The sequence below is a fragment of the Streptomyces sp. NPDC057854 genome (assembly GCF_042797055.1).
Classification (GTDB): Bacteria; Actinomycetota; Actinomycetes; order Streptomycetales; family Streptomycetaceae; genus Streptomyces.
In genome coordinates, this window is record NZ_JBHVMF010000031.1 from 35906 (window position 1) to 60136 (window position 24231).

A 24231-nucleotide genomic window follows, 5' to 3' on the forward strand; every position below is an offset into this window, starting at 1 on the left:
GCCAAGACTACGGTTTCTCTAGGGCAGAGGGTAGAGCGAGAATTGTGCGTCCCGTGCCGTGCTTTGTAGCGAGTAGCCCTCTTCCTTCCAACTGTGCTAGCGCCCGACGAACAGCGGTACGGGAGACGTTGAAGCGCTCGCAGAGTTTCGACTCAGATGGGTAGGTGTCGCCGACGGACAGCCCCTCGCTAGAAAAAAGGTCGACCATCTTGTCCAGAAGGGGACGGATCGGGCCGCTGGCTACGTGCCACCCAGAACCAGGAAGTGATGCGATCAGGTTCTCAGATTCCAGCTCCTTGAGAGCACGCCGAATGGTGTTGCGGGAGACACCGTACTCATCTGCGAGTAGCGCTTCCGAGGGTAGGCGCTTAACTCCAGGCTCATTCAACTTCATTCGCAGTTCTCTTGCGACAACGAGATAAGTTCCGCGCGGGTTAGATTCCGGCACGGTAGACCCTTCCAATGCTCCGAATTTTCCACCACTGTCGATGATTGCGTCAGGTGATCTTAGGATTCAGTCCATATTTCCAATCCGGCCTCAAACTTCCCTGATGTGACCTGACGCAGGTTGGCGTGTGCGATGGTGGTGCCAATTGCGGTGTTCGTGCAATTTGCAAGTTCTCTGCTCTGATACACGTCCAAGAGATTCCTGAGTGAAGGGTTGCCTTGTGTGAACTCGTCGAGGATCTCGGAGTCGCTCAACGCGGCAGTGTTGGCAACGCCTTTGAGTTCCTCCAGTCGATCTACTCTTCCTATCTCCTCAAGTTTCCTCTCCAGTGTTTCGGTGTCTACGGCATCGATTTGCAAATTCTCGGGATCTCTGATGCATCTAGTGAGTACCCCGGTCCCTTCGAGGTCTCCTAGCTGGGGGAACTGATCGATCTTGAAGCCCTTGGTGAAGAGTCCTGGGTAGGTTCGCCGGAAGATCTCGGCCGGGGTTATCGCACCGATTGACATGGTGATGCACCCCAGTCCAGCGAGGTACTGGACGTCAGTCCCGGTGAGCTTCTGAATCTCAGGTGCTAGAGGAGTTAGGTAGCCTGAGAGGCGATTGTAGAGAACCGGAGGGCTGGTTGCCCCTCCTACACGAACCTGCCGCAGGACGAAGATTGCGGTCAGTGCCGCAAAGTGTGCTGAGGTTAGCTTTTGTGCAGTCGAGATGGAGGCGCTTAGCGCGAGGCTGGTGAGGGTTCTTGGCCTTTTTGACGTTCGATCAACGAGGAGGTCGACGAGTATCTGTCCTAGCTCTATATCGCCGGTTTTGGCGTAACCGGACTGCGCCTCTAGGATGTCGGACTGAATTCCCGGGTCCTCGATATTGCTAAGAGAATCTCCGCCTCTCTCCTGGAGCTCAGTCAAGTAGTTTTCTGTGAACTCCTCTGCCCGGTCGTTGGCTGTCCGATAGGCGCCTTGGGTGAGTTTTGCAAAATTTTCATTGAATACATCCAGGGCGATTTGTTTGGCGTCTTTGTAGTCGATGCCGAATTGGACAACTTGGGATTGGATGTTGGTTGATCCATCGCCCCCGTTTTGCCTCTGTCGCCAAATCAAGGTGCGTCACCGAACCTATTGTTGTCGCCAATGGTTAGATCGCCAGCACTCTGAATGTTGGTGGAATTATTTCCCGACCGTTGCGTTTGGTGCGGAGTTGGCGGGGTGTTCGGTGACGTCTGGTTTCGCAATAGCTGATAGACCCCCAAAGAGAATCCTGCTACGCCAAAAATTGCGCTGATTATGCTGGATACCTTATCGGCTCTCTCTAGGCCCAAATATGCAGCCAGGCCAATGAGGAGGAGACCGGCAGCCACAGTGGAGCCCCAGAGAACCAAACGTCGCGTTTGCGTCATGTCAGCAGTGTGCGCCAAGGATGCGGGCCCCCGCAGCTCCTTGGGTACCCCAGTTCGCGGTGTCCCTGCTGGAGTTGCTCCCAGCCCTCATCTCTCATCCAGATGCGGGTGCGCAGGGGCTTCAGCATCAGAACCGGATAACCGCGTGCCGGCGGTCTGGGCGCTGCGGCTGGACGAGGCATGGACGACCCGCCTCCCACGCTTGGAGGGGCATGCGGTTCCTGCACTTCAGGTGGAGTGTGTGGGGGGTCGCACCGGAGGACTGTAAATCCGTCGGCTTAGCCTACCCAGGTTCGAATCCTGGCGCCGCCACGCGATACGAGAAGGTCCCCGGTGTTCGCACCGGGGACCTTCTTCGTCGTCCGCGCGGTCAGTTGCCCGCGACGTCCGTCACCGCGACCGCCACCGGCGTCGAGCCCGTGACCAGTTCCAGGGTCAGGCCGGCCGTGCCGGGGGAGTCCACCAGCTCCGCGAGGACCGCCGCCACGTCGTCCCGGGGGACCGGGCCGAGGCCCGTGCGGGCCTCCAGGCGGACCAGGCCCGTCCCCGCGTCGTCCGTCAGCATGCCGGGGCGCAGAACCGTCCACTCCAGGCCCGTACGGGACCGGATCGCGTCGTCCGCCGCGCCCTTCGCCCGCAGATAGGCGTCGAAGACCTCGTCGCCCGGGCGGCCGGCGTCCGCGCCCATCGACGACACGACCACGAAGCGCCGGACCCCGGCCCGCTCCGCCGCGTCCGCGAACAGCACCGCCGCCGCCCGGTCCACCGTCTCCTTGCGGGCCGCCCCGCCCTCCGCGCCCGCGCCCGCCGCGAAGACCGCCGCGTCCGCGCCCCGCAGGACCTCCGCGACCTGCTCCACCGGCGCCGACTCCAGATCCAGCACCACCGGCTCCGCGCCCGCCGCCCGCAGGTCCGCCGCCTGCTCCGGGCGGCGGATCAGCCCCACCGGCTCGTGCCCGCCCGCCGCGAGCAGCCGCTCCAGGCGCAGGGCGATCCGACCGTGTCCTCCAGCGATGACGATGCGCATGCTCCGACCGTACGGCTCAGCGGGCCGCCTGGCCTCCCGGGTCGGAGCGCGCCTGCCGGGGCAGGTCCAGCGCCGCCGCCGAGTCGCAGTACTCCCGCACCGCGCTCGTCCGCGCCACCACCCGCCCCCGGTGCACCACGATCCGGCTGTACGCCAGCGACAGCACGCCCGCCAGCCGCTCGCCCCGCACCGCCACCAGCTCCGCCGGGAAACCGGCCTCCACCCGCACCTCCGGCAGGCCCATCGCCTCCCGCGCCCGGGCGCTCACCGCCCCGTACGCCTCCGCCGGCCCCAGCCCCTCCACCGACGCCAGCAGGAAGGCCGCCTCCAGCGGGTCCCCGCGCCCCACCGGGTTCGCCGTGTCCCGCAGCGCGCCGCTCCCGGCCGCCAGCCGCACCCCCGCCGCCCGCAGCAGCCGCACCGGGGCCGTACCCCGCCGCTCCGTCCCCGCGCAGCCGCCCTGCGGCAGGCAGACCACTGTCACGCCCGCCGCCGCCAGCCGGTCCGCCGCCCGGCCCGCCACCTCCTCCGGCATCCGGGCGAGCCCCGCGCACGGGCCGATCGCCACCCCGGGCCGCAGCCCGCCCGCCATCGCCGCGAACCGGGCCAGCCGCGCCGGGTCGTCGCCGTCCGTGTGCAGGTCCACCGGCACCCCGTGCTCGGCCGCGACCTCCAGCACCGCCTCCACGTACCCCGCCGGGTCCGGGTCCAGGTCCGGGCAGCCGCCGACCACCCCGGCGCCCATCTTCACCGCGTCCCGCAGCATCGCGAGCCCGTCCGCGCCCGCCGCGCCGGTCAGCAGCCGCGGCACCGCCACGGCCGTCAGCTCCGCCAGGCCGTGCAGCGAGCGCCGGGCCTGGAGGACGGCCTCCAGCGGCCCGAGCGCGTCCACGCCGCCGATCCGCACATGGGCCCGCAGCGCCGTCGCCCCGTGCCCGAGCTGGAGCAGCGCCGCCTCGGTGGCCCGCCGCCGCACCTCCTCGGGGGCGTACGAGACCGGGCCGGGGCTCTCGGCGGACAGCGCGGTGTCGGCGTGGGCGTGCGGCTCGGCCGGCGCCGGCAGCAGCAGATAGCCGGCCAGGTCCACGCGGGCGCCGGCGGTGCTGAGGCTGCCCGCGGTGCCGACGGCCTCGATGCGGCCCCGCACCAGCCGTACGTCCACGGTCCGCCCGTCGGTGAGCCGCGCGTTCGACAGCAGGAGCGCGTGCGCGTCCTCGGTGGCCGCGCCGCCCCCGTCGTCCGAGGGCTGACGGGGCTGCTTGCTGTCGGCCGACATCGGGCTCCTCACCAAGTCACCAAGATCGAGATCACGCAGCGTGGGGCAGAGCCTAGGGGCGGGCGCCGCCGCCTTCGAGAAGGAGCGCAATAGTCGTACCGATGAGTGCACGAGTGGCGTACGGGGCGGGGGCGGCGCCCCGGGCGGGCGGCCCGGCGAAACGGATTTGGGTGATGGGCCGCAGACCGTGTAATGTCTTCCTCGCTCGCCCCAATAGCTCAGTCGGCAGAGCGTCTCCATGGTAAGGAGAAGGTCTACGGTTCGATTCCGTATTGGGGCTCTGGTGACGGGAATCCCGCCTTCGGGCGGGGATCCCGACATCAAAGCGGTGTAGCTCAGTCGGTAGAGCAAGCGGCTCATAATCGCTGTGTCACCGGTTCAAGTCCGGTCACCGCTACACACGGTAGCCGATTGTGGGGTCGGTCCTGCGATCGGCTACTCTTTCATGTCCCCCCGAACTTTCCGGAGCGCGGGGGTGCGCCCATCCATCCATCCGTCCGTCAAGGAGCACTCACGTGGCTGCCACCGACGTCCGCCCGAAGATCACGCTGGCCTGCGTGGAGTGCAAGGAGCGGAACTACATCACCAAGAAGAACCGGCGTAACAACCCGGACCGTCTTGAGATGAAGAAGCACTGCCCCCGCTGCAACTCGCACACCGCGCACCGCGAGACGCGCTAGTCAGGCTCGTTCGACGAGGCCGTCCCCAACCGGGGGCGGCCTCGCGGCGTTTGTCGGCAACAATCCTGGAGGTACCGAGGCATGGCGCTCGACCAGTCCTTCGTGGGCCGGACCTATCCGCCCACCGCGCCCTACGAGGTCGGCCGCGAGAAGATCCGCGAATTCGCCGAGGCGATCGGCGACGCCAATCCCGCCTACACCGATCCCGAGGCGGCCAAGGAACTCGGTCACCCCGATGTGATCGCCCCGCCGACTTTCGTGTTCGCCATCACCTTCAAGGCCGCCGGCCTGGTGATCGAGGACCCGCAGCTCGGCCTCGACTACAGCCGCGTCGTCCACGGCGACCAGAAGTTCGCGTACACCCGGCCCGTCCGCGCCGGCGACCGCCTCGCGGTCACCTCGACCATCGAGGCGATCAAGTCGCTGGCCGGCAACGACATCCTGGACATCCGCGGCGAGGTCCACGACGAGACCGGCGAGCACGTCGTCACCGCTTGGACCAAGCTCGTCTCCCGCGCCCCCGAGGAGGCCTGACCATGACCGCGAAGATCGCCTACGACGAGGTCGAGGCCGGCACCGAGCTGCCCGCGCAGACCTTCCCCGTGACCCGCGCCACCCTCGTCCGGTACGCGGGCGCCTCCGGGGACTTCAACCCGATCCACTGGAACGAGAAGTTCGCCGTCGAGGTCGGGCTCCCGGACGTCATCGCCCACGGCATGTTCACCATGGCCGAGGCGATCCGCGTCGTCACCGACTGGGTCGGCGACCCCGCCGCCGTCGTCGAGTACGGCGTCCGCTTCACCAAGCCCGTCGTCGTCCCCAACGACGACGCCGGCGCCGTGATCGAGGTCTCGGCCAAGGTCGGCGCCAAGCTGGACGACGGCCTCGTCCGGGTCGACCTGACCGCGACCAGCGCGGGCCAGAAGGTGCTGGGGATGAGCCGGGCCGTCGTACGCCTGGCCTGACCGGCGCCTCCGGTCAGGAGGGCGAAGGCACTCACGTGAGTACCCTTGGGCCCGTGCAGCAGCTCAAGGACGCCCCCCTCGCCCCCCTGACCACCTTCCGGCTCGGCGGCCCCGCCACCCGGCTCGTCACGGCCACCACCGACGACGAGGTGATCGCCGCCGTCCGCGAGGCCGACGCGGCCGGGACCCCGCTGCTGATCATCGGCGGCGGCTCCAACCTGGTCATCGGCGACAAGGGCTTCGACGGCACGGCCCTGCACATCGCCACCACCGGCTTCTCCCTCGACGGGACCCGCCTGGAGCTCGCCGCCGGCGAGGTCTGGACGGACGCCGTCGCCCGCACCGTCGAGGCCGGGCTCGCCGGGATCGAATGCCTCGCCGGCATCCCCGGCTCCGCCGGCGCCACCCCGATCCAGAACGTCGGCGCCTACGGCCAGGACGTCTCCGCCACCCTCACCGAGGTCGTCGCCTACGACCGCCGGACCGACGAGACCGTCACCCTCACCAACGCCGCGTGCGCCTTCTCGTACCGGCACAGCCTCTTCAAGGACCACCCGGACCGGTACGTCGTGCTGCGCGTCCGCTTCGCGCTGGAGGACGCCGGCGGGCTCTCCGCGCCGATCGCCTACCCGGAGACCGCCCGCGCCCTCGGCGTCGAGGCCGGTGACCGGGTGCCGCTCGCCCACGCGCGGGAGACCGTCCTCAAGCTCCGGGCCGGCAAGGGCATGGTCCTCGACCCCGAGGACCACGACACCTGGTCCGCCGGCTCCTTCTTCACCAACCCGATCCTCACGGCGGAGGAGTACGAGACCTTCCTCACGCGCGTCGCCGACCGGCTCGGCCCCGACGTCACCCCGCCCGCCTTCCCGGCCGGCGACGGCCGCACCAAGACCTCCGCCGCCTGGCTCATCGACCGGGCCGGCTTCACCAAGGGGTACGGCTCCGGGCCCGCCCGGATCTCCACCAAGCACACCCTCGCCCTCACCAACCGCGGCGAGGCGACCACCGAGGACCTGCTCGCCCTCGCCCGCGAGGTCGTCGCCGGCGTCCGCGCCGCCTTCGGCGTCACCCTCGTCAACGAACCCGTGACGGTCGGCGTCAGCCTGTAGTCACCGGCACCGCACCCGGCCCCGGCACGCGCCCCGCCGCCGGCGCCGGCGCCGCCAGCCAGTCGTCCACGCCCGCCAGCAGCTTCCGGCGCACGTCCTCCGGCGCCGCCGAGGCCCGGACCGACTGGCGGGCCAGCTCCGCCAGCTCCGCGTCCGTGAAACCGTGGTGCCGGCGGGCGATCTCGTACTGGGCCGCCAGCCGGGAGCCGAAGAGCAGCGGGTCGTCGGCGCCCAGCGCCATCGGCACGCCCGCCGCGAAGAGGGTGCGCAGCGGGACGTCCTCGGGCCGCTCGTACACGCCCAGCGCCACGTTGGACGCCGGGCACACCTCGCAGGTCACGCCGCGCTCGGCGAGCTTCCGCAGCAGCCGCTCGTCCTCCGCCGCCCGCACGCCGTGCCCGACGCGGGCCGCCCGCAGGTCGTCCAGGCAGTCCCGGACCGACGCGGGACCGGTCAGCTCGCCGCCGTGCGGGGCGGCCAGCAGACCGCCGTCGCGGGCGATCGCGAAGGCCCGGTCGAAGTCCCGGGCCATGCCCCGGCGCTCGTCGTTGGACAGCCCGAAGCCCACCACGCCCCGGTCCGCGTACCGCACCGCGAGCCGGGCCAGCGTGCGCGCCTCCAGCGGGTGCTTCATGCGGTTCGCCGCGACCAGCACCCGCATCCCGAGGCCGGTCTCCCGGGAGGCCGCGTCGACCGCGTCCAGGATGACCTCCAGGGCCGGGATGAGACCGCCGAGGTGGGGCGCGTACGAGGTCGGGTCGACCTGGATCTCCAGCCACCCCGAGCCGTCCCGCACGTCCTCCTGGGCCGCCTCCCGCACCAGCCGCTGGATGTCCTCGGGGGAGCGCAGGCAGGAGCGGGCGATGTCGTACAGGCGCTGGAAGCGGAACCAGCCGCGCTCGTCGGTGGCCCGCAGCTGCGGCGGCGTACCGCCCTTCAGCGCCTCCGGGAGGTGGACCCCGTACTTGTCGGCCAGTTCGAGGAGGGTCGAGGGCCGCATCGAACCGGTGAAGTGCAGGTGCAGGTGGGCCTTGGGCAACAGGGTGAGATCGCGGGGGTGCTCCATTGGCCGATCCTGCCTTACCCGAACGGCGGTATGCACGGCGATTCCCCGATCGGTACCCGTCCGAACGCAGAAACGGGCCCCGGTTCCACTGGAACCGGGGCCCGTCCCTCGGGGCGGGGAGGCTCAGTCGCGGGCCTCGGCCAGCAGCTTCTGGATCCGGGACACGCCCTCGACCAGGTCCTCGTCGCCGAGCGCGTACGACAGGCGCAGGTAGCCGGGGGTGCCGAAGGCCTCACCGGGGACGACCGCGACCTCGGCCTCGTCCAGGATCAGCGCGGCCAGCTCGACCGAGTTCTGCGGGCGCTTGCCGCGGATCTCCTTGCCGATCAGCTCCTTCACCGACGGGTACGCGTAGAACGCGCCCTCCGGGGTCGGGCAGAAGACGCCGTCGATCTCGTTGAGCATCCGGACGATCGTCTGGCGGCGGCGGTCGAAGGCGGTGCGCATCTCGGCGACCGCGTCCAGGTTGCCGGAGACGGCGGCGAGCGCGGCGACCTGGGCCACGTTGGAGACGTTGGAGGTGGCGTGCGACTGGAGGTTCGTCGCGGCCTTCACCACGTCCTTCGGGCCCACGATCCACCCGACGCGCCAGCCGGTCATCGCGTACGTCTTGGCGACGCCGTTTACCACGATGCACTTGTCGCGCAGCTCCGGCACGATCGCCGGCAGCGAGGTGAACGTCGCGTCGCCGTAGACCAGGTGCTCGTAGATCTCGTCGGTGAGGACCCACAGGCCGTGCTCGACGGCCCAGCGGCCGATCGCCTCGGCGTCGGCCTCGCTGTAGACGGCGCCGGTCGGGTTCGACGGCGACACGAAGAGGACGACCTTGGTCCGCTCGGTGCGGGCCGCCTCCAGCTGCTCCACCGACACGCGGTAGCCGGTCGTCTCGTCGGCGACGACCTCCACCGGGACACCGCCGGCGAGGCGGATCGACTCCGGGTAGGTGGTCCAGTACGGGGCGGGGACGATGACCTCGTCGCCCGGGTCGAGGATCGCGGCGAACGCCTCGTAGATCGCCTGCTTGCCGCCGTTGGTCACCAGGACCTGGGAGGCGTCGATCTCGTAGCCGGAGTCGCGGAGCGTCTTGGCGGCGATCGCGGCCTTCAGCTCGGGCAGGCCGCCGGCCGGCGTGTACCGGTGGTACTTCGGGTTCTTGCAGGCCTCGACGGCCGCGTCGACGATGTAGTCCGGGGTCGGGAAGTCGGGCTCGCCGGCGCCGAAACCGATCACCGGGCGCCCGGCGGCCTTGAGGGCCTTGGCCTTGGCGTCGACGGCGAGGGTGGCGGACTCGGAGATCGCACCGATCCGGGCGGAGACCCGACGCTCGGTGGGAGGGGTAGCAGCGCTCATACCCGCCATCGTCCCAGACCGTTTCCCGGCCCGGCACACAGGTTTCAGGGAGCGGACAGGACCGGTCGGCAACGGTCGGGAAGACGCCCGTCGGCAGGTTGCCGCGGTTCCTGTTCGACGGGAGGCCCCCGGACCACGTACACTCTCTCCTCGTTGGCCCGCACCGATCCGATCACCGATGGGGTAGGTTGGGGGACACCGCAAAGGGTCGTAGCTCAATTGGTAGAGCACCGGTCTCCAAAACCGGCGGTTGGGGGTTCAAGTCCCTCCGGCCCTGCTACACACACCGCCAGGTTGTGTGCGCATGTACGTACTTCATTGCACCGCCGTGCGGCTCCACCCGGGCGCGGCACGGCCACGACCCGGAATCAGGTGAGAGATCGTGACGGACGCCGTTGGCTCCATCGACATGCCTGATGCCGAAGACGACGCGTCTCCGGAGTCGAAGAAGAAGGGCCGCAAGGGCGGCAAGCGCGGGAAGAAGGGCCCCCTGGGCCGTCTCGCCGTTTTCTACCGCCAGATCGTCGCGGAGCTCCGCAAGGTCGTCTGGCCCACGCGGAGCCAGCTGACGTCGTACACGACCGTCGTGATCATCTTCGTGGTCGTGATGATCGGTCTGGTCACCGTGATTGACTTTGGCTTCCAGGAAGCAGTCAAGTACGTCTTCGGCTGACTTTTTGTTCCACCCCATCTGTATCGCAGGAAGAAGCAGCCACCGTGTCTGACGCGAACCTGAACGACGCCTTCGAGTCCGAGCCCGCCGAGGACGAGCTGGACGCCATCGAGGCCGCCGACGAGGACGAGGACCAGGCCGAGGCTGCGGACGCCGCGGCGGACGAGACCGCCGAGGACTCCGCCGTCGAGGACGAGGTGTCCGAGTCCGCCGACGAGGTCGAGGAGACCGACGAGGACGAGGCGGACGAGGCTGCCGACGCGGCCGAGACCGCCGACGCCGAGGACGCGGTCGAGGACGCCGAGGAGGAGGCCGAGCCGGCCGCCCCCGTCGACCCGGTCGCCGCCCTCCGCGAGGAGCTGCGCACCCTGCCCGGCGAGTGGTACGTCATCCACACCTACGCGGGCTACGAGAAGCGCGTGAAGGCGAACCTGGAGCAGCGCGCCGTCTCGCTCAACGTCGAGGACTTCATCTACCAGGCCGAGGTGCCCGAGGAAGAGATCGTCCAGATCAAGGGCGGCGAGCGGAAGAACGTCAAGCAGAACAAGCTCCCCGGCTACGTCCTCGTCCGCATGGACCTGACGAACGAGTCCTGGGGCGTCGTCCGCAACACGCCCGGCGTCACCGGCTTCGTGGGCAACGCCTACGACCCGTACCCGCTGACCCTGGACGAGATCGTCAAGATGCTCGCCCCGGAGGCCGAGGAGAAGGCCGCCCGCGAGGCCGCCGAGGCCGAGGGCAAGCCGGCTCCGGCCCGCAAGCTGGAGGTCCAGGTCCTCGACTTCGAGGTCGGCGACTCGGTCACCGTCACCGACGGCCCCTTCGCCACCCTCCAGGCCACGATCAACGAGATCAACCCGGACTCGAAGAAGGTCAAGGGCCTCGTCGAGATCTTCGGCCGCGAGACCCCGGTCGAGCTGAGCTTCGACCAGATCCAGAAGAACTGATCGTTCTTCTCGATCCACACGAGTTTCCGAACAGGTCAGAGGGGCTGCCACAGCCCCTCTGACCTGCTCGGTTTTTGGACGCGCAGCTATACCCGTTATCGTTGTGCGGTATGCCTCCATCCGGATGACCGGATGGATCGGCTGAAAACTCTCACTAGGACCCGGAGAGAGCTATGCCTCCCAAGAAGAAGAAGGTCACGGGGCTTATCAAGCTCCAGATCAACGCCGGTGCGGCCAACCCGGCCCCGCCGGTCGGCCCCGCGCTCGGTCAGCACGGCGTCAACATCATGGAGTTCTGCAAGGCCTACAACGCCGCGACCGAGTCGCAGCGTGGCTGGGTGATCCCGGTGGAGATCACGGTCTACGAGGACCGTTCCTTCACCTTCATCACCAAGACTCCGCCGGCCGCCAAGATGATCCTCAAGGCCGCGGGTGTGGAGAAGGGCTCCGGCGAGCCGCACAAGACCAAGGTCGCCAAGATCACCGAGGCGCAGGTCCGCGAGATCGCCACCACCAAGATGCCCGACCTCAACGCGAACGACCTGGACGCCGCGTCGAAGATCATCGCCGGCACCGCCCGTTCCATGGGCATCACGGTCGAGGGCTGATCACCCCCCCTCGTGACCGCAGTGGTAGGACCAGCGCTTGGTCCGCACCACGACTCCACACCTGAGACAACACAGGAGCAGCAGTGAAGCGCAGCAAGTCCCTCCGCGCTGCGGACGCCAAGATCGACCGGGAGAAGCTCTACGCCCCGCTCGAGGCCGTCCGCCTTGCCAAGGAGACCTCCACCACGAAGTTCGACGGCACCGTCGAGGTCGCCTTCCGCCTGGGTGTCGACCCGCGCAAGGCCGACCAGATGGTCCGTGGCACCGTGAACCTCCCGCACGGCACCGGCAAGACCGCCCGGGTCCTGGTCTTCGCGACCGGTGAGCGTGCCGAGGCCGCGGTCGCCGCGGGCGCCGACATCGTCGGCTCCGACGAGCTGATCGACGAGATCGCCAAGGGCAACCGCCTGAACGAGTTCGACGCCGTGGTCGCCACCCCGGACCTCATGGGCAAGGTCGGCCGCCTCGGCCGCGTGCTCGGTCCGCGTGGTCTCATGCCGAACCCGAAGACCGGCACCGTCACCCCCGATGTCGCCAAGGCTGTCAACGACATCAAGGGCGGCAAGATCGAGTTCCGCGTCGACAAGCACTCGAACCTGCACTTCATCATCGGCAAGACGTCCTTCGACGACACGCAGCTGGTGGAGAACTACGGCGCGGCCCTGGAGGAGATCCTCCGTCTGAAGCCGTCCGCCGCCAAGGGCCGGTACATCAAGAAGGCCGCCATCAGCACCACGATGGGCCCCGGCATCCCGGTCGACTCGAACCGCACCCGCAACCTCCTCGTCGAGGAGGACCCGGCCGCGGTCTGAGCCCTTCCGGCTCGGTAGCAGTCAGTCCTGAAAGCCGCCCCCCGTTCCTCTCCGGAGGAACGGGGGGCGGCTTTTATTGCGTCTCCGCTGTCGTAGGCGTGCGTTACGGTTCAAGAGAACGCAAAGACGATGATCAAGGGGTGGGGAACACCTATGGGCAAGTCGACCTGGAAGCGCGCGGGCGTCGCGCTCACCGCCGCGGGCCTCGTGGCGGGACTCGCGGGCTGCAACGACGACGGCAAGACGGGCGCCAAGTCCGGCGGCGCCGGCGACGTGACGCAGGTCCTGAAGGCCGCTTTCGAGAAGACCTCCGAGGCCAAGGCCGCCAAGATCCACATGACGCTCACCATGCCGGCCGGCATGGAGGGCGGCGGCACCATGGAGATGACCGGTGTCCAGGGCTGGGACCCCGCCCTCATGGACATCACGGTCAAGGGCTCCATGCTCTCCGCCGCCGCCGGTGCCGGCGGGCCGGAGCAGATGCGCATGCTCATGCTCGACAACGTCATGTACATGGACATGGGCGCCGAGCAGGCCGCCAAGCTCGACGGCAAGCGCTGGATGAAGTTCGACCTCAAGGGCATCGCCGAGGCGTCCGGCGACAAGAACCTCCAGAAGTCCATGACGGGCGGCATGGAGAACATGAACCAGGACCCGGCCAAGCAGCTGGCCCTGCTCCTGGACTCGCCGAACCTCAAGCACGTCGGCGCGGAGAAGGTCGGCGGGGTCGAGGCCCAGCACTACAAGGGCACGCTCACCCTGGAGCAGATGGTCGACGCCAACACGTCCTTCGACGTCCTCTCCGAGCAGGAGCGCAAGGAGCTCGTCGACGGGGTGAAGAAGGCCGGCATCACCGCGTACGACACCGAGGTCTGGGTCGACGGGAACGGCTACCCGGTGAAGATGGACGTCGGCATGAAGATGCCGCAGGGCACCGTGAAGATGGTCGCCGAGTACTCCGACTACGGCACCAAGGCCGCGGTCCAGGCCCCGCCGGCCAAGGACACGGTCGACCTCTTCCAGATGCTCAAGGACGCCGGCCAGGCCATGAAGGACGCCGACGCCGCTCAGGGCTGATTTGCCCCGGACGGACGACGTCACGTACTCTTCCACAGAAGCCAAAGACCGCTGGTCGTTGCTGTGCCCTTACCGGGTGCGGTGGCCGAAGGATCCGTTGACAACGGACGACCCGCGCAGGTGACTGTGGAGAGTTCCCGGATGTTCCGTCCGGTCGAGCTGAGCCCCGTGCGCCTGCGCCCGGGGCGTTTTCGTTTGTTCAGCCCCTTCTGAGCGGTCCTCATCACCCGGAAGGAGGCGAACGCACTATGCCGACGCCCAACAAGGCTGCATCGGTGGCCGAGCTCACGGACCAGTTCCGCAGCTCCAACGCCGCCGTGCTGACCGAGTACCGGGGTCTCACCGTGGCGCAGCTCAAGACGCTGCGTCGCTCGCTCGGTGAGAACGCCCAGTACGCCGTGGTGAAGAACACGCTGACCAAGATTGCGGCCAACGAGGCCGGGATCACCGCACTGGACGAGCACTTCGCTGGTCCGACCGCGGTCGCCTTCGTCACCGGTGACCCGGTGGAGTCGGCGAAGGCCCTGCGTGACTTCGCCAAGGAGAACCCGAACCTCATCATCAAGGCCGGTGTCCTTGACGGTAAGGCTCTCTCCGCCGACGACATCAAGAAGCTTGCGGACCTCGAGTCCCGCGAGGTTCTGCTCAGCAAGCTGGCCGGCGCCTTCAAGGGCAAGCAGTCTCAGGCTGCTCAGCTCTTCCAGGCTCTGCCGTCGAAGCTCGTCCGCACCGTGGACGCGCTCCGTGCCAAGCAGGCCGAGCAGGGCGGTGCCGAGTAATTCGGCTCGCGCATTGATCCGCGCCGCGTAGTGCGCGGGTCGTAGCGGGCCGTTACGCCCGCCTCTATAGACACATCGGCACCTGCCGAATTAGTGGAAGGATCGCCCATCATGGCGAAGCTCTCTCAGGACGACCTCCTCGCCCAGTTCGAGGAGATGACCCTCATCGAGCTCTCCGAGTTCGTGAAGGCCTTCGAGGAGAAGTTCGACGTCACCGCCGCCGCGGCCGTCGCCGTTGCCGCCCCCGCCGCCGGTGGTGGCGACGCTGCCGGTGCCGCCGAGGAGCAGGACGAGTTCGACGTCATCCTCGAGGGTGCCGGCGACAAGAAGATCCAGGTCATCAAGGTCGTGCGCGAGCTCACCTCCCTGGGCCTCAAGGAGGCCAAGGACCTCGTCGACGGCACCCCGAAGCCGGTCCTCGAGAAGGTCGCGAAGGAGGCCGCCGAGAAGGCTGCCGAGTCCCTCAAGGCCGCCGGCGCCACCGTCACGGTCAAGTAAGACCGTTTCGGCTCGCTGAGCTGACTCTCGCCCCCGTGTAACGCGGAGGCACCGAAAGGCGATCATCCATCTGGGTGGTCGCCTTTCGGCGTTCCCGGGACCCGCGTGGCGGGGGTCCCGCGGGCCTCCGGAAGCGGAGTATGGTGATCTTCGCCGTGCGCCGCACACCGGCGGGGGCCTTGACGAACGGCACGCCGCGCGCAATTCTCAGGACGCGTCGTCACAACGATCCGTTTCCGAGGCATGGATCGACGACCGAACGGGCAGTATCGAGGTGCGCCGCACGGCGCGAGTACCGCGGAGTTGAGAGCAACGAGGGTCGCGCAGCAGTCGCCCTGGACATCAGTGAGCCAAGTGGCTACACTGACCCTTTGCGCTGCCTGTTAGCTGCCCCCTGCCCGTCACCAGGGGCATACCTTCGCATCAGCTTCGTGGACCGACCCCGTCTGACCTGGTCTTTTGGCCACTTCAGGAAACGTCTGCCGTGAAGCGTTGCTGGGGACCGGTACGCGCGTAGTGAGTCCGAGCCCTCGGAAGGACCCCCTCTTGGCCGCCTCGCGCAACGCCTCGAACAACATGAACACCGGCGCAAGCACCGCCCCGCTGCGCATCTCCTTTGCAAAGATCAAGGAGCCCCTCGAGGTTCCGAACCTCCTCGCGCTGCAGACCGAGAGCTTTGACTGGCTGCTCGGCAACGCCGCCTGGAAGGCTCGCGTCGAGGCTGCTCTCGAGTCGGGACAGGACGTCCCCACGAAGTCCGGCCTGGAGGAGATCTTCGAGGAGATCTCCCCGATCGAGGACTTCTCCGGGTCGATGTCGCTGACCTTCCGCGACCACCGCTTCGAGCCGCCGAAGAACTCCATCGACGAGTGCAAGGACCGTGACTTCACGTACGGCGCCCCGCTCTTCGTCACCGCCGAGTTCACCAACAACGAGACCGGCGAGATCAAGTCCCAGACGGTCTTCATGGGCGACTTCCCGCTCATGACCAACAAGGGCACCTTCGTCATCAACGGCACCGAGCGTGTCGTCGTGTCGCAGCTCGTCCGCTCGCCGGGCGTCTACTTCGACTCCTCCATCGACAAGACGTCCGACAAGGACATCTTCTCCGCCAAGATCATCCCGTCCCGGGGTGCCTGGCTGGAGATGGAGATCGACAAGCGCGACCTCGTCGGCGTCCGCATCGACCGCAAGCGCAAGCAGTCGGTCACCGTCCTCCTGAAGGCCCTCGGCTGGACCACCGAGCAGATCCTCCAGGAGTTCGGCGAGTACGAGTCCATGCGCGCCACCCTGGAGAAGGACCACACCCAGGGCCAGGACGACGCGCTGCTCGACATCTACCGCAAGCTCCGTCCGGGCGAGCCGCCGACCCGCGAGGCCGCGCAGACCCTGCTGGAGAACCTGTACTTCAACCCGAAGCGCTACGACCTGGCCAAGGTCGGCCGCTACAAGGTCAACAAGAAGCTGGGCGCCGACGCCCCGCTGGACGCCGGGATCCTGACCGTCGAGGACATCATCGCGACGATCAAGTACCTGGTGAAGCTGCACGCCGGCGAGACCGAGACGGTCGGCGACAACGGTTCCTCGATCGTCGTCGAGACCGACGACATCGACCACTTCGGCAACCGCCGCCTGCGCAACGTCGGCGAGCTCATCCAGAACCAGGTCCGTACGGGTCTCGCCCGTATGGAGCGGGTCGTGCGCGAGCGCATGACCACCCAGGACGTCGAGGCGATCACGCCGCAGACCCTGATCAACATCCGGCCGGTCGTCGCCTCCATCAAGGAGTTCTTCGGCACCAGCCAGCTGTCCCAGTTCATGGACCAGAACAACCCGCTCTCGGGTCTGACGCACAAGCGTCGTCTGTCCGCGCTGGGCCCCGGTGGTCTCTCCCGTGAGCGGGCCGGCTTCGAGGTCCGAGACGTGCACCCGTCCCACTACGGACGCATGTGCCCGATCGAGACCCCCGAAGGCCCGAACATCGGTCTGATCGGTTCGCTCGCCTCGTACGGCCGCGTCAACGCGTTCGGCTTCATCGAGACGCCGTACCGCAAGGTCGTCGACGGCCAGGTCACCGACGAGGTCGACTACGTCACCGCCGACGAGGAGGACCGGTTCGTCATCGCGCAGGCCAACGCCGCGCTCGACGACGACCTCCGCTTCACCGAGAACCGCGTCCTCGTCCGCAAGCGTGGCGGCGAGGTCGACTACGTCGAGCCCGCCGACGTGGACTACATGGACGTCTCGCCGCGCCAGATGGTGTCGGTCGCGACCGCCATGATCCCGTTCCTCGAGCACGACGACGCCAACCGCGCCCTCATGGGCGCGAACATGATGCGCCAGGCCGTCCCGCTCATCAAGGCGGAGGCCCCGCTCGTCGGCACCGGCATGGAGTACCGCTGCGCCACCGACGCCGGCGACGTCCTCAAGGCCGAGAAGTCCGGTGTCATCCAGGAGCTGTCGGCCGACTACATCACGGTCGCCAACGACGACGGCACGTACAACACGTACCGCCTGCACAAGTTCTCCCGGTCGAACCAGGGCACCTCGGTCAACCAGAAGGTCGTCGTCGCCGAGGGCGACCACGTCATCGAGGGCCAGGTCCTCGCCGACGGTCCGGCCACCGAGAACGGCGAGATGGCGCTGGGCAAGAACCTGCTCGTCGCGTTCATGCCGTGGGAGGGCCACAACTACGAGGACGCGATCATCCTGTCGCAGCGCCTCGTCCAGGACGACGTCCTCTCCTCGATCCACATCGAGGAGCACGAGGTCGACGCCCGTGACACCAAGCTCGGCCCCGAGGAGATCACCCGGGACATCCCGAACGTCTCCGAGGAGGTCCTCGCCGACCTCGACGAGCGCGGCATCATCCGCATCGGTGCCGAGGTCGTCGCCGGCGACATCCTGGTCGGCAAGGTCACGCCCAAGGGCGAGACCGAGCTGACCCCGGAGGAGCGCCTGCTCCGTGCGATCTTCGGCGAGAAGGCCCGTGAGGTCCGCGACACCTCGCTGAAGGTCCCGCACGGCGAGACCGGCAAGGTCATCGGCGTCCGCGTCTTCGACCGCGAGGAGGGCGACGAGCTTCCCCCGGGCGTGAACCAGCTGGTCCGCGTCTACGTCGCCCAGAAGCGCAAGATCACCGACGGTGACAAGCTCGCCGGCCGCCACGGCAACAAGGGTGTCATCTCCAAGATCCTCCCGATCGAGGACATGCCCTTCCTCGAGGACGGCACCCCGGTCGACATCATCCTCAACCCGCTGGGTGTCCCGTCCCGAATGAACCCGGGACAGGTCCTGGAGATCCACCTCGGCTGGCTCGCCAGCCGCGGCTGGGACGTCTCCGGCCTCGCGGACGAGTGGGCGCAGCGCCTCCAGGCCATCGGCGCCGACTCCGTCGCCCCCGGCACCAACGTCGCGACCCCGGTCTTCGACGGTGCCCGTGAGGACGAGCTCGCCGGCCTGCTCCAGCACACCATCCCGAACCGCGACGGCGAGCGCATGGTGCTCCCGTCCGGCAAGGCGCGCCTGTTCGACGGCCGCTCCGGCGAGCCGTTCCCGGACCCGATCTCGGTCGGGTACATGTACATCCTCAAGCTGCACCACCTGGTCGACGACAAGCTGCACGCCCGTTCGACCGGTCCGTACTCGATGATCACCCAGCAGCCGCTGGGTGGTAAGGCCCAGTTCGGTGGTCAGCGCTTCGGTGAGATGGAGGTGTGGGCGCTGGAGGCTTATGGCGCCGCGTACGCCCTCCAGGAGCTGCTGACGATCAAGTCCGACGACGTGACCGGCCGCGTGAAGGTCTACGAGGCCATCGTCAAGGGCGAGAACATCCCTGAGCCCGGCATCCCCGAGTCCTTCAAGGTGCTCATCAAGGAGATGCAGTCCCTGTGCCTCAACGTGGAGGTGCTGTCCTCGGACGGCATGTCCATCGAGATGCGCGACACCGACGAGGACGTCTTCCGCGCAGCGGAGGAGCTCGGCATCGACCTGTCCCGGCGCGAGCCGAGCAGCGTCGAAGAGGTCTGACGGGAGTCCGGCGGGCCTTGAGCGATCAAGGCCCGCCGGCCCCAGGACCCCCGTATCAGACCCCACAGCCTTACAACCCTGAGAGGGATTGACGCATAGTGCTCGACGTCAACTTCTTCGACGAGCTCCGGATCGGTCTGGCCACCGCTGACGACATCCGTCAGTGGAGCCACGGCGAGGTCAAGAAGCCGGAGACCATCAACTACCGCACCCTGAAGCCCGAGAAGGACGGACTCTTCTGCGAGAAGATCTTCGGTCCGACCCGGGACTGGGAGTGCTACTGCGGCAAGTACAAGCGCGTCCGCTTCAAGGGCATCATCTGCGAGCGGTGTGGCGTCGAGGTCACCCGCGCCAAGGTGCGCCGTGAGCGGATGGGCCACATCGAGCTGGCCGCTCCCGTCACCCACATCTGGTACTTCAAGGGCGTTCCGTCGCGTCTGGGCTACCTGCTCGACCTCGCCCCGAAGGACCTCGAGAAGGTCATCTACTTCGCGGCGTACATGATCACGTACGTCGACGACGAGCGCCGTACCCGCGACCTGCCGTCGCTGGAGGCCCACGTCTCCGTCGAGCGCCAGCAGATCGAGCAGCGCCGCGACTCCGACCTGGAGAACCGCGCCAAGAAGCTCGAGTCCGACCTGGCCGAGCTGGAGGCCGAGGGCGCCAAGGCCGACGTGCGCCGCAAGGTGCGCGAGGGTGCCGAGCGCGAGATGAAGCAGCTGCGCGACCGCGCGCAGCGCGAGATCGACCGTCTGGACGAGGTCTGGTCCCGCTTCAAGAACCTCAAGGTCCAGGACCTGGAGGGCGACGAGCTCCTCTACCGCGAGCTGCGTGACCGCTTCGGCACGTACTTCGACGGCTCGATGGGTGCTGCGGCGCTGCAGAAGCGCCTGGAGTCCTTCGACCTGGAGGAGGAGGCGGAGAAGCTCCGCGAGATCATCCGCACCGGCAAGGGCCAGAAGAAGACCCGTGCGCTCAAGCGCCTCAAGGTCGTCTCCGCGTTCCTGCAGACCGCGAACAGCCCCAAGGGCATGGTTCTCGACTGCGTGCCGGTCATCCCGCCGGACCTCCGTCCGATGGTGCAGCTCGACGGTGGCCGCTTCGCGACCTCCGACCTGAACGACCTGTACCGCCGTGTGATCAACCGCAACAACCGTCTGAAGCGTCTGCTCGACCTCGGTGCCCCCGAGATCATCGTGAACAACGAGAAGCGGATGCTCCAGGAGGCGGTCGACGCCCTCTTCGACAACGGCCGCCGCGGTCGCCCGGTGACGGGCCCCGGCAACCGTCCGCTGAAGTCCCTCAGCGACATGCTGAAGGGCAAGCAGGGTCGTTTCCGTCAGAACCTGCTCGGCAAGCGTGTCGACTACTCGGCGCGTTCCGTCATCGTCGTCGGCCCGCAGCTCAAGCTGCACCAGTGCGGTCTGCCGAAGGCCATGGCGCTGGAGCTCTTCAAGCCGTTCGTGATGAAGCGCCTGGTCGACCTGAACCACGCGCAGAACATCAAGTCGGCGAAGCGGATGGTCGAGCGCGGCCGCACGGTCGTGTACGACGTCCTCGAAGAGGTCATCGCCGAGCACCCGGTTCTGCTGAACCGTGCGCCCACCCTGCACCGCCTCGGCATCCAGGCCTTCGAGCCGCAGCTGGTCGAGGGCAAGGCCATCCAGATCCACCCGCTCGTCTGCACCGCCTTCAACGCGGACTTCGACGGTGACCAGATGGCCGTGCACCTGCCGCTGTCCGCGGAGGCGCAGGCCGAGGCCCGCATCCTGATGCTGTCCTCGAACAACATCCTCAAGCCGGCCGACGGCCGCCCGGTGACGATGCCGACCCAGGACATGGTCCTCGGTCTGTTCTTCCTCACCACCGACGGCGAGCTGCGGGACGTCAAGGGCGAGGGCCGCGCGTTCGGCTCCACGGCCGAGGCGATCATGGCCTTCGACGCCGGCGAGCTGTCGCTGCAGTCGCAGATCGACATCCGCTTCCCGATCGGCACCGTCCCGCCGCGCGGCTGGGTCCCCCCGGTCGCGGAGGAGGGCGAGCCGGAGTGGCAGACGGGCGACTCGTTCCGTCTGAAGACCACGCTGGGCCGCGCGCTCTTCAACGAGCTGCTGCCCGAGGACTACCCGTTCGTCGACTACTCGGTGGGCAAGAAGCAGCTCTCCGAGATCGTCAACGACCTGGCGGAGCGCTACCCCAAGGTCATCGTGGCGGCGACGCTCGACAACCTGAAGGCGGCCGGCTTCCACTGGGCGACCCGTTCGGGCGTCACCGTGGCCATCTCCGACGTCGTCGTGCCCGAGGCCAAGAAGGCCATCGTCAAGGGCTACGAGGAGCAGGACGAGAAGGTCCAGAAGCAGTACGAGCGCGGTCTGATCACCAAGGAAGAGCGCACGCAGGAGCTCATCGCGATCTGGACCAAGGCGACCAACGAGGTCGCCGAGGCGATGAACGCGAACTTCCCCAAGACCAACCCCATCTTCATGATGGTCGACTCGGGTGCCCGAGGAAACATGATGCAGATGCGGCAGATCGCGGGTATGCGCGGTCTGGTGTCGAACGCGAAGAACGAGACCATCCCGCGTCCGATCAAGGCGTCCTTCCGCGAGGGTCTGTCCGTCCTCGAGTACTTCATCTCGACGCACGGTGCCCGTAAGGGTCTCGCCGACACCGCCCTGCGTACCGCCGACTCGGGTTACCTGACCCGTCGTCTGGTGGACGTCTCGCAGGACGTGATCATCCGCGAGGAGGACTGCGGCACCGAGCGCGGTCTGAAGCTGCGGATCGCGGCCAAGGACGAGGCCGGTGTCCTGCGGAAGACGGACGACGTCGAGACCTCCGTGTACGCGCGGATGCTCGCCGAGGACGTCGTCGTGGACGGCAAGGTCATCGCGCCGGCCAACGTCGACCTGGGTGACGTGCTCATCGACGCCCTGGTCAACGCGGGCGTCGAGGAGGTCAAGACCCGCTCGGTCCTGACCTGTGAGTCCGCCGTCGGCACCTGTGCCTTCTGCTACGGCCGCTCGCTGGCCACCGGCAAGCTGGTCGACATCGGTGAGGCGGTCGGCATCATCGCCGCCCAGTCCATCGGTGAGCCCGGTACCCAGCTGACGATGCGTACCTTCCACACCGGTGGTGTGGCCGGTGACGACATCACCCAGGGTCTGCCGCGTGTCGTCGAGCTCTTCGAGGCGCGTCAGCCGAAGGGTGTCGCCCCGATCTCCGAGGCGGCCGGCCGCGTCCGCATCGAGGAGACCGAGAAGACCAAGAAGATCGTCGTCACCCCGGACGACGGCACCGACGAGACGGCCTACCCGATCTCGAAGCGTGCCCGTCTGCTCGTGGGCGAGGGCGACCACGTCGAGGTGGGCCAGAAGCTCACCGTGGGTGCCACCAACCCGCACGACGTGCTCCGGATCCTCGGTCAGCGCGCGGTCCAGGTCCACCTGGTCGGCGAAGTCCAGAAGGTCTACAACTCGCAGGGCGTGTCGATCCACGACAAGCACATCGAGATCATCATCCGGCAGATGCTCCGCCGCGTGACGATCATCGAGTCCGGCGACGCGGAGCTCCTCCCGGGCGAGCTGGTCGAGCGCTCGAAGTTCGAGCAGGAGAACCGTCGTGTGGTCACCGAGGGCGGTCACCCCGCCTCCGGCCGTCCGCAGCTGATGGGTATCACCAAGGCCTCGCTGGCCACGGAGTCCTGGCTGTCGGCCGCCTCCTTCCAGGAGACGACCCGAGTCCTGACGGACGCGGCGATCAACGCCAAGTCCGACAGCCTCATCGGCCTCAAGGAGAACGTGATCATCGGTAAGCTCATCCCGGCCGGTACGGGTCTGTCCCGCTACCGCAACATCCGGGTCGAGCCGACCGAGGAGGCCAAGGCGGCGATGTACTCGTCCGTCGGCTACGACGACCTCGACTACTCGCCGTTCGGCACCGGCTCCGGCCAGGCCGTTCCGCTGGAGGACTACGACTACGGTCCGTACAACCAGTAAGAGCGCGAGACCGCAGGGCGGCACCCCTTTCCGGGGGTGCCGCCCTGCGGCGTTTCACCGGGAGGTCAGCTCCCACAGGGCGACCAGCACGCCGGCGCCGGCGGTGATCGCGGCGATGGAGCCGAGCGGCCAGCGGGCCCGCTCCAGGTCGTCGAGGCGGGCCTCGTGGTCGGCGAGCTGCTTGTCGGTCTGGTCGCTGCGCTGGACGAGCAGGGCGAGCGAGCCGTCGACGCGGGCGAAGCCGGCTTCGAGGGTGCCGCGCAGCCGCTCCAGTTCGAGCGCGACCGCGACCGGGTCGTTCGGGTCAGCCTCGGTCATCGGCACCGCCCGGTTCCGTCCGCAGCCACGCGGGCAGCAGGAGCTGGACGGCGGGGACCGCCATGGCCCGGGTCAGGCCGCCGGCGACGGCGAGGGCGGCGGCCACCCACGGCAGGGTGGCGGGGATCCCGGCGGCGTCGACGAGCGCGGGCAGGACGAGGGCGAGGGCGACGGCGGTCTGCAGCACGGTGCGGGCCGTGCGCTTCGCGGCATCGGACATGGGGTCTCTCCTTACGTCGTGTACGGGACCTTGAGCGCGTTCCAGGACGCGGCGCCCGGCCAGCCGTCGGCGTCGGCGCCGCGGAAGCCGAGCTTGCGCTGCCAGGCCGCGTACGACTGCCGGTCGGCCTCGGACCAGCGCGGCCCGGGCCCGACCCGGTACCGTCCGCAGCCCTCGGCCGTCAGCCGGCGGCCCATCGCCGTGATCACCGGGGAGCTGGGCGCGCTCCGGAAGAAGGAGGTGCCGGGGAACGGGTGGTACGCGGGGGTGGCGGGCTTCGCCGGGGGCGCCGGCCGCGGGGCCGTGCCGAGGCGCCGCTGCACCCGGTCGCGCATCCCCGGCATGCCGAAGCCCTTGGGGTCGCTCTTCCAGTCGGACCACTCCAGGTGGCCGATGACCGACCTGGCGCCCCAGCCGTGGGCGCGGCAGAGCGCGGCGGAGACCCGTTCGATCGCATCGAGCTGGGCGGCCGGCCAGGGGTCGGTGCCGTTGCCGAGGTTGACGCACTCGAAGCCGTAGAAGCGGGAGTTGCCGTCGACGGCGCCGGGGCTGCCCTGGTGTTCGCGGGGGGCCGGGGGCCGGTCGCCGTACGCCTCGGTGACGACGGCCCGGAGGACGGCCGGGTCGCCGCCGCCGGCGTGGTTGGCGCGGCCGTTGCCGACGAGGTGGACGGTGCCGTCCTTGGCGATCACGCCGTGGCAGAGCGGGCCGGGGAGGCTCTCGTAGCCGTCGAAGCACATCGCGACGGAGGACGCGGTGCCGGTGGACACGGTGTGGTGGATCATGACGCCGGCGACGGGGCCCCAGGCGCCGGCGCCGTTGCGGTGGTGGGTGCGCCAGCCGGGGTGCTCGACGACGGTGACGCCTTCGGCGCGGAGCGCGGCGACGAGCCGGTCCGCGGACAGGGGAGTGGCCATCTGTGGTCCTCCAGACATGCGGGAGCCCCGGCCGT

22 protein-coding genes and 4 tRNA genes are annotated in these 24231 nt (G+C 68.4%); 17 read left to right on the forward strand and 9 right to left on the reverse strand.

The genetic code is table 11. From position 1 onward, the window contains the following. Positions 1-7 precede the first annotated feature (7 nt). Both ACFVQZ_RS32585 and ACFVQZ_RS32590 read right to left on the reverse strand, forming a co-directional pair. Entirely contained in the window at positions 8-448 is a 441-nt protein-coding gene (locus tag ACFVQZ_RS32585) for a GntR family transcriptional regulator (RefSeq protein ID WP_383628410.1), read from the reverse strand. Between the two features lie 59 nt (positions 449-507). After that, positions 508-1551 carry an LPO_1073/Vpar_1526 family protein gene (locus ACFVQZ_RS32590; protein ID WP_383628412.1) on the reverse strand — a complete coding sequence of 348 codons (1044 nt, stop codon included), beginning with the start codon at positions 1549-1551 and terminating at the stop codon, positions 508-510. 527 nt (positions 1552-2078) lie between these two features. Between ACFVQZ_RS32590 and ACFVQZ_RS32595 the strand changes: the two genes are divergently transcribed. Beyond that, positions 2079-2159 (forward strand) — tRNA-Tyr (locus ACFVQZ_RS32595). Positions 2160-2217: 58 nt separating this feature from the next. Here ACFVQZ_RS32595 and ACFVQZ_RS32600 read toward each other — a convergent pair. Beyond that, positions 2218-2874, reverse strand: a complete 657-nt coding sequence (locus tag ACFVQZ_RS32600) for an NAD(P)H-binding protein (protein WP_030494204.1) — start codon at positions 2872-2874, stop codon at positions 2218-2220. A 16-nt stretch (positions 2875-2890) separates the two neighbouring features. Further along, complete coding sequence (locus tag ACFVQZ_RS32605; RefSeq protein ID WP_030494205.1) at positions 2891-4150, reverse strand: amidohydrolase family protein; 1260 nt, start codon at positions 4148-4150, stop codon at positions 2891-2893. Positions 4151-4357: 207 nt separating this feature from the next. Here ACFVQZ_RS32605 and ACFVQZ_RS32610 point away from each other — a divergent pair. The 6 genes from ACFVQZ_RS32610 (at position 4358) to ACFVQZ_RS32635 (ending at position 6904) form a co-directional block, all read left to right on the forward strand. Further along, a tRNA-Thr gene (locus tag ACFVQZ_RS32610) sits at positions 4358-4430 on the forward strand. A gap of 44 nt (positions 4431-4474) precedes the next feature. After that, positions 4475-4547 (forward strand) — tRNA-Met (locus ACFVQZ_RS32615). Between the two features lie 118 nt (positions 4548-4665). After that, positions 4666-4830, forward strand: coding sequence for a 50S ribosomal protein L33 (gene rpmG / locus ACFVQZ_RS32620; protein ID WP_003956487.1), 165 nt, complete (start codon positions 4666-4668; stop codon positions 4828-4830). Between the two features lie 81 nt (positions 4831-4911). Continuing rightward, a complete protein-coding gene (locus ACFVQZ_RS32625; protein WP_030494206.1) occupies positions 4912-5364 on the forward strand; it encodes a MaoC family dehydratase N-terminal domain-containing protein in 453 nt (150 codons plus the stop codon). A 2-nt stretch (positions 5365-5366) separates the two neighbouring features. Beyond that, positions 5367-5795, forward strand: coding sequence for a MaoC family dehydratase (locus ACFVQZ_RS32630; RefSeq protein WP_030494207.1), 429 nt, complete (start codon positions 5367-5369; stop codon positions 5793-5795). Positions 5796-5848: 53 nt separating this feature from the next. Next, positions 5849-6904 carry a UDP-N-acetylmuramate dehydrogenase gene (locus ACFVQZ_RS32635; RefSeq protein ID WP_383628416.1) on the forward strand — a complete coding sequence of 352 codons (1056 nt, stop codon included), beginning with the start codon at positions 5849-5851 and terminating at the stop codon, positions 6902-6904. Here the strand turns inward: ACFVQZ_RS32635 and ACFVQZ_RS32640 are convergent. After that, positions 6894-7970, reverse strand: coding sequence for an adenosine deaminase (locus tag ACFVQZ_RS32640; RefSeq protein ID WP_383628418.1), 1077 nt, complete (start codon positions 7968-7970; stop codon positions 6894-6896). The genes ACFVQZ_RS32635 and ACFVQZ_RS32640 overlap by 11 nt on opposite strands. 123 nt (positions 7971-8093) lie before the next feature. After that, positions 8094-9320, reverse strand: coding sequence for a pyridoxal phosphate-dependent aminotransferase (locus ACFVQZ_RS32645; RefSeq protein ID WP_030494210.1), 1227 nt, complete (start codon positions 9318-9320; stop codon positions 8094-8096). Positions 9321-9524: 204 nt separating this feature from the next. Between ACFVQZ_RS32645 and ACFVQZ_RS32650 the strand changes: the two genes are divergently transcribed. The 10 genes from ACFVQZ_RS32650 to ACFVQZ_RS32695 all read left to right on the forward strand — a co-directional run bounded on the left by ACFVQZ_RS32650 (position 9525) and on the right by ACFVQZ_RS32695 (position 22741). Then, a tRNA-Trp gene (locus tag ACFVQZ_RS32650) sits at positions 9525-9597 on the forward strand. A gap of 105 nt (positions 9598-9702) precedes the next feature. Then, a complete protein-coding gene (secE, locus tag ACFVQZ_RS32655) occupies positions 9703-9993 on the forward strand; it encodes a preprotein translocase subunit SecE (protein WP_030494211.1) in 291 nt (96 codons plus the stop codon). A gap of 44 nt (positions 9994-10037) precedes the next feature. Next, the gene (gene nusG / locus ACFVQZ_RS32660; protein WP_383628421.1) at positions 10038-10940 is read left to right on the forward strand and encodes a transcription termination/antitermination protein NusG; all 903 of its coding nucleotides are present in this window, start codon (positions 10038-10040) and stop codon (positions 10938-10940) included. A 173-nt stretch (positions 10941-11113) separates the two neighbouring features. Beyond that, positions 11114-11548, forward strand: coding sequence for a 50S ribosomal protein L11 (gene rplK / locus ACFVQZ_RS32665; RefSeq protein WP_030494213.1), 435 nt, complete (start codon positions 11114-11116; stop codon positions 11546-11548). Between the two features lie 83 nt (positions 11549-11631). Beyond that, positions 11632-12360: a 50S ribosomal protein L1 gene (gene rplA, locus ACFVQZ_RS32670; RefSeq protein ID WP_030494214.1), complete on the forward strand. Its 729-nt coding sequence runs from the start codon at positions 11632-11634 to the stop codon at positions 12358-12360. 153 nt (positions 12361-12513) lie between these two features. Further along, a complete protein-coding gene (locus tag ACFVQZ_RS32675) occupies positions 12514-13437 on the forward strand; it encodes a hypothetical protein (RefSeq protein ID WP_030494215.1) in 924 nt (307 codons plus the stop codon). Positions 13438-13685: 248 nt separating this feature from the next. Beyond that, positions 13686-14216 carry a 50S ribosomal protein L10 gene (gene rplJ / locus ACFVQZ_RS32680; protein WP_030494216.1) on the forward strand — a complete coding sequence of 177 codons (531 nt, stop codon included), beginning with the start codon at positions 13686-13688 and terminating at the stop codon, positions 14214-14216. A gap of 111 nt (positions 14217-14327) precedes the next feature. Then, positions 14328-14714, forward strand: coding sequence for a 50S ribosomal protein L7/L12 (gene rplL, locus ACFVQZ_RS32685; protein WP_030494217.1), 387 nt, complete (start codon positions 14328-14330; stop codon positions 14712-14714). 546 nt (positions 14715-15260) lie between these two features. Further along, a complete protein-coding gene (rpoB, locus tag ACFVQZ_RS32690; RefSeq protein WP_030494218.1) occupies positions 15261-18743 on the forward strand; it encodes a DNA-directed RNA polymerase subunit beta in 3483 nt (1160 codons plus the stop codon). Between the two features lie 98 nt (positions 18744-18841). Next, on the forward strand, positions 18842-22741 hold the full coding sequence (locus ACFVQZ_RS32695; RefSeq protein WP_030494219.1) for a DNA-directed RNA polymerase subunit beta': 3900 nt from the start codon (positions 18842-18844) through the stop codon (positions 22739-22741). Between the two features lie 54 nt (positions 22742-22795). Here the strand turns inward: ACFVQZ_RS32695 and ACFVQZ_RS32700 are convergent, their stop codons facing one another. Genes ACFVQZ_RS32700 through ACFVQZ_RS32710 form a run of 3 tightly spaced genes read right to left on the reverse strand, consistent with a single transcriptional unit; the run spans position 22796 to position 24196 of the window. Then, positions 22796-23059, reverse strand: a complete 264-nt coding sequence (locus tag ACFVQZ_RS32700) for a hypothetical protein (RefSeq protein WP_030494220.1) — start codon at positions 23057-23059, stop codon at positions 22796-22798. Beyond that, positions 23046-23279 carry a hypothetical protein gene (locus ACFVQZ_RS32705; RefSeq protein WP_383628426.1) on the reverse strand — a complete coding sequence of 78 codons (234 nt, stop codon included), beginning with the start codon at positions 23277-23279 and terminating at the stop codon, positions 23046-23048. The genes ACFVQZ_RS32700 and ACFVQZ_RS32705 overlap by 14 nt, the downstream gene beginning before the upstream one ends. 11 nt (positions 23280-23290) lie before the next feature. Further along, a complete protein-coding gene (locus ACFVQZ_RS32710; protein WP_030494222.1) occupies positions 23291-24196 on the reverse strand; it encodes an N-acetylmuramoyl-L-alanine amidase in 906 nt (301 codons plus the stop codon). Positions 24197-24231: the final 35 nt, after the last annotated feature.

Excerpts from the sequence above, each read along its gene's own strand:
- ACFVQZ_RS32600 (WP_030494204.1), bottom strand. The coding sequence starts at position 2,874 with ATGCGCATCGTCATCGCTGGAGGACACGGTCGGATCGCCCTGCGCCTG.
- ACFVQZ_RS32605 (WP_030494205.1), bottom strand. The coding sequence starts at position 4,150 with ATGTCGGCCGACAGCAAGCAGCCCCGTCAGCCCTCGGACGACGGGGGC.
- ACFVQZ_RS32625 (WP_030494206.1), top strand. The coding sequence starts at position 4,912 with ATGGCGCTCGACCAGTCCTTCGTGGGCCGGACCTATCCGCCCACCGCG.
- ACFVQZ_RS32630 (WP_030494207.1), top strand. The coding sequence starts at position 5,367 with ATGACCGCGAAGATCGCCTACGACGAGGTCGAGGCCGGCACCGAGCTG.
- ACFVQZ_RS32640 (WP_383628418.1), bottom strand. The coding sequence starts at position 7,970 with ATGGAGCACCCCCGCGATCTCACCCTGTTGCCCAAGGCCCACCTGCAC.
- ACFVQZ_RS32645 (WP_030494210.1), bottom strand. The coding sequence starts at position 9,320 with ATGAGCGCTGCTACCCCTCCCACCGAGCGTCGGGTCTCCGCCCGGATC.
- rplK (WP_030494213.1), top strand. The coding sequence starts at position 11,114 with ATGCCTCCCAAGAAGAAGAAGGTCACGGGGCTTATCAAGCTCCAGATC.
- ACFVQZ_RS32675 (WP_030494215.1), top strand. The coding sequence starts at position 12,514 with ATGGGCAAGTCGACCTGGAAGCGCGCGGGCGTCGCGCTCACCGCCGCG.
- rplJ (WP_030494216.1), top strand. The coding sequence starts at position 13,686 with ATGCCGACGCCCAACAAGGCTGCATCGGTGGCCGAGCTCACGGACCAG.
- rplL (WP_030494217.1), top strand. The coding sequence starts at position 14,328 with ATGGCGAAGCTCTCTCAGGACGACCTCCTCGCCCAGTTCGAGGAGATG.
- ACFVQZ_RS32700 (WP_030494220.1), bottom strand. The coding sequence starts at position 23,059 with ATGACCGAGGCTGACCCGAACGACCCGGTCGCGGTCGCGCTCGAACTG.
- ACFVQZ_RS32705 (WP_383628426.1), bottom strand. The coding sequence starts at position 23,279 with ATGTCCGATGCCGCGAAGCGCACGGCCCGCACCGTGCTGCAGACCGCC.
- ACFVQZ_RS32710 (WP_030494222.1), bottom strand. The coding sequence starts at position 24,196 with ATGGCCACTCCCCTGTCCGCGGACCGGCTCGTCGCCGCGCTCCGCGCC.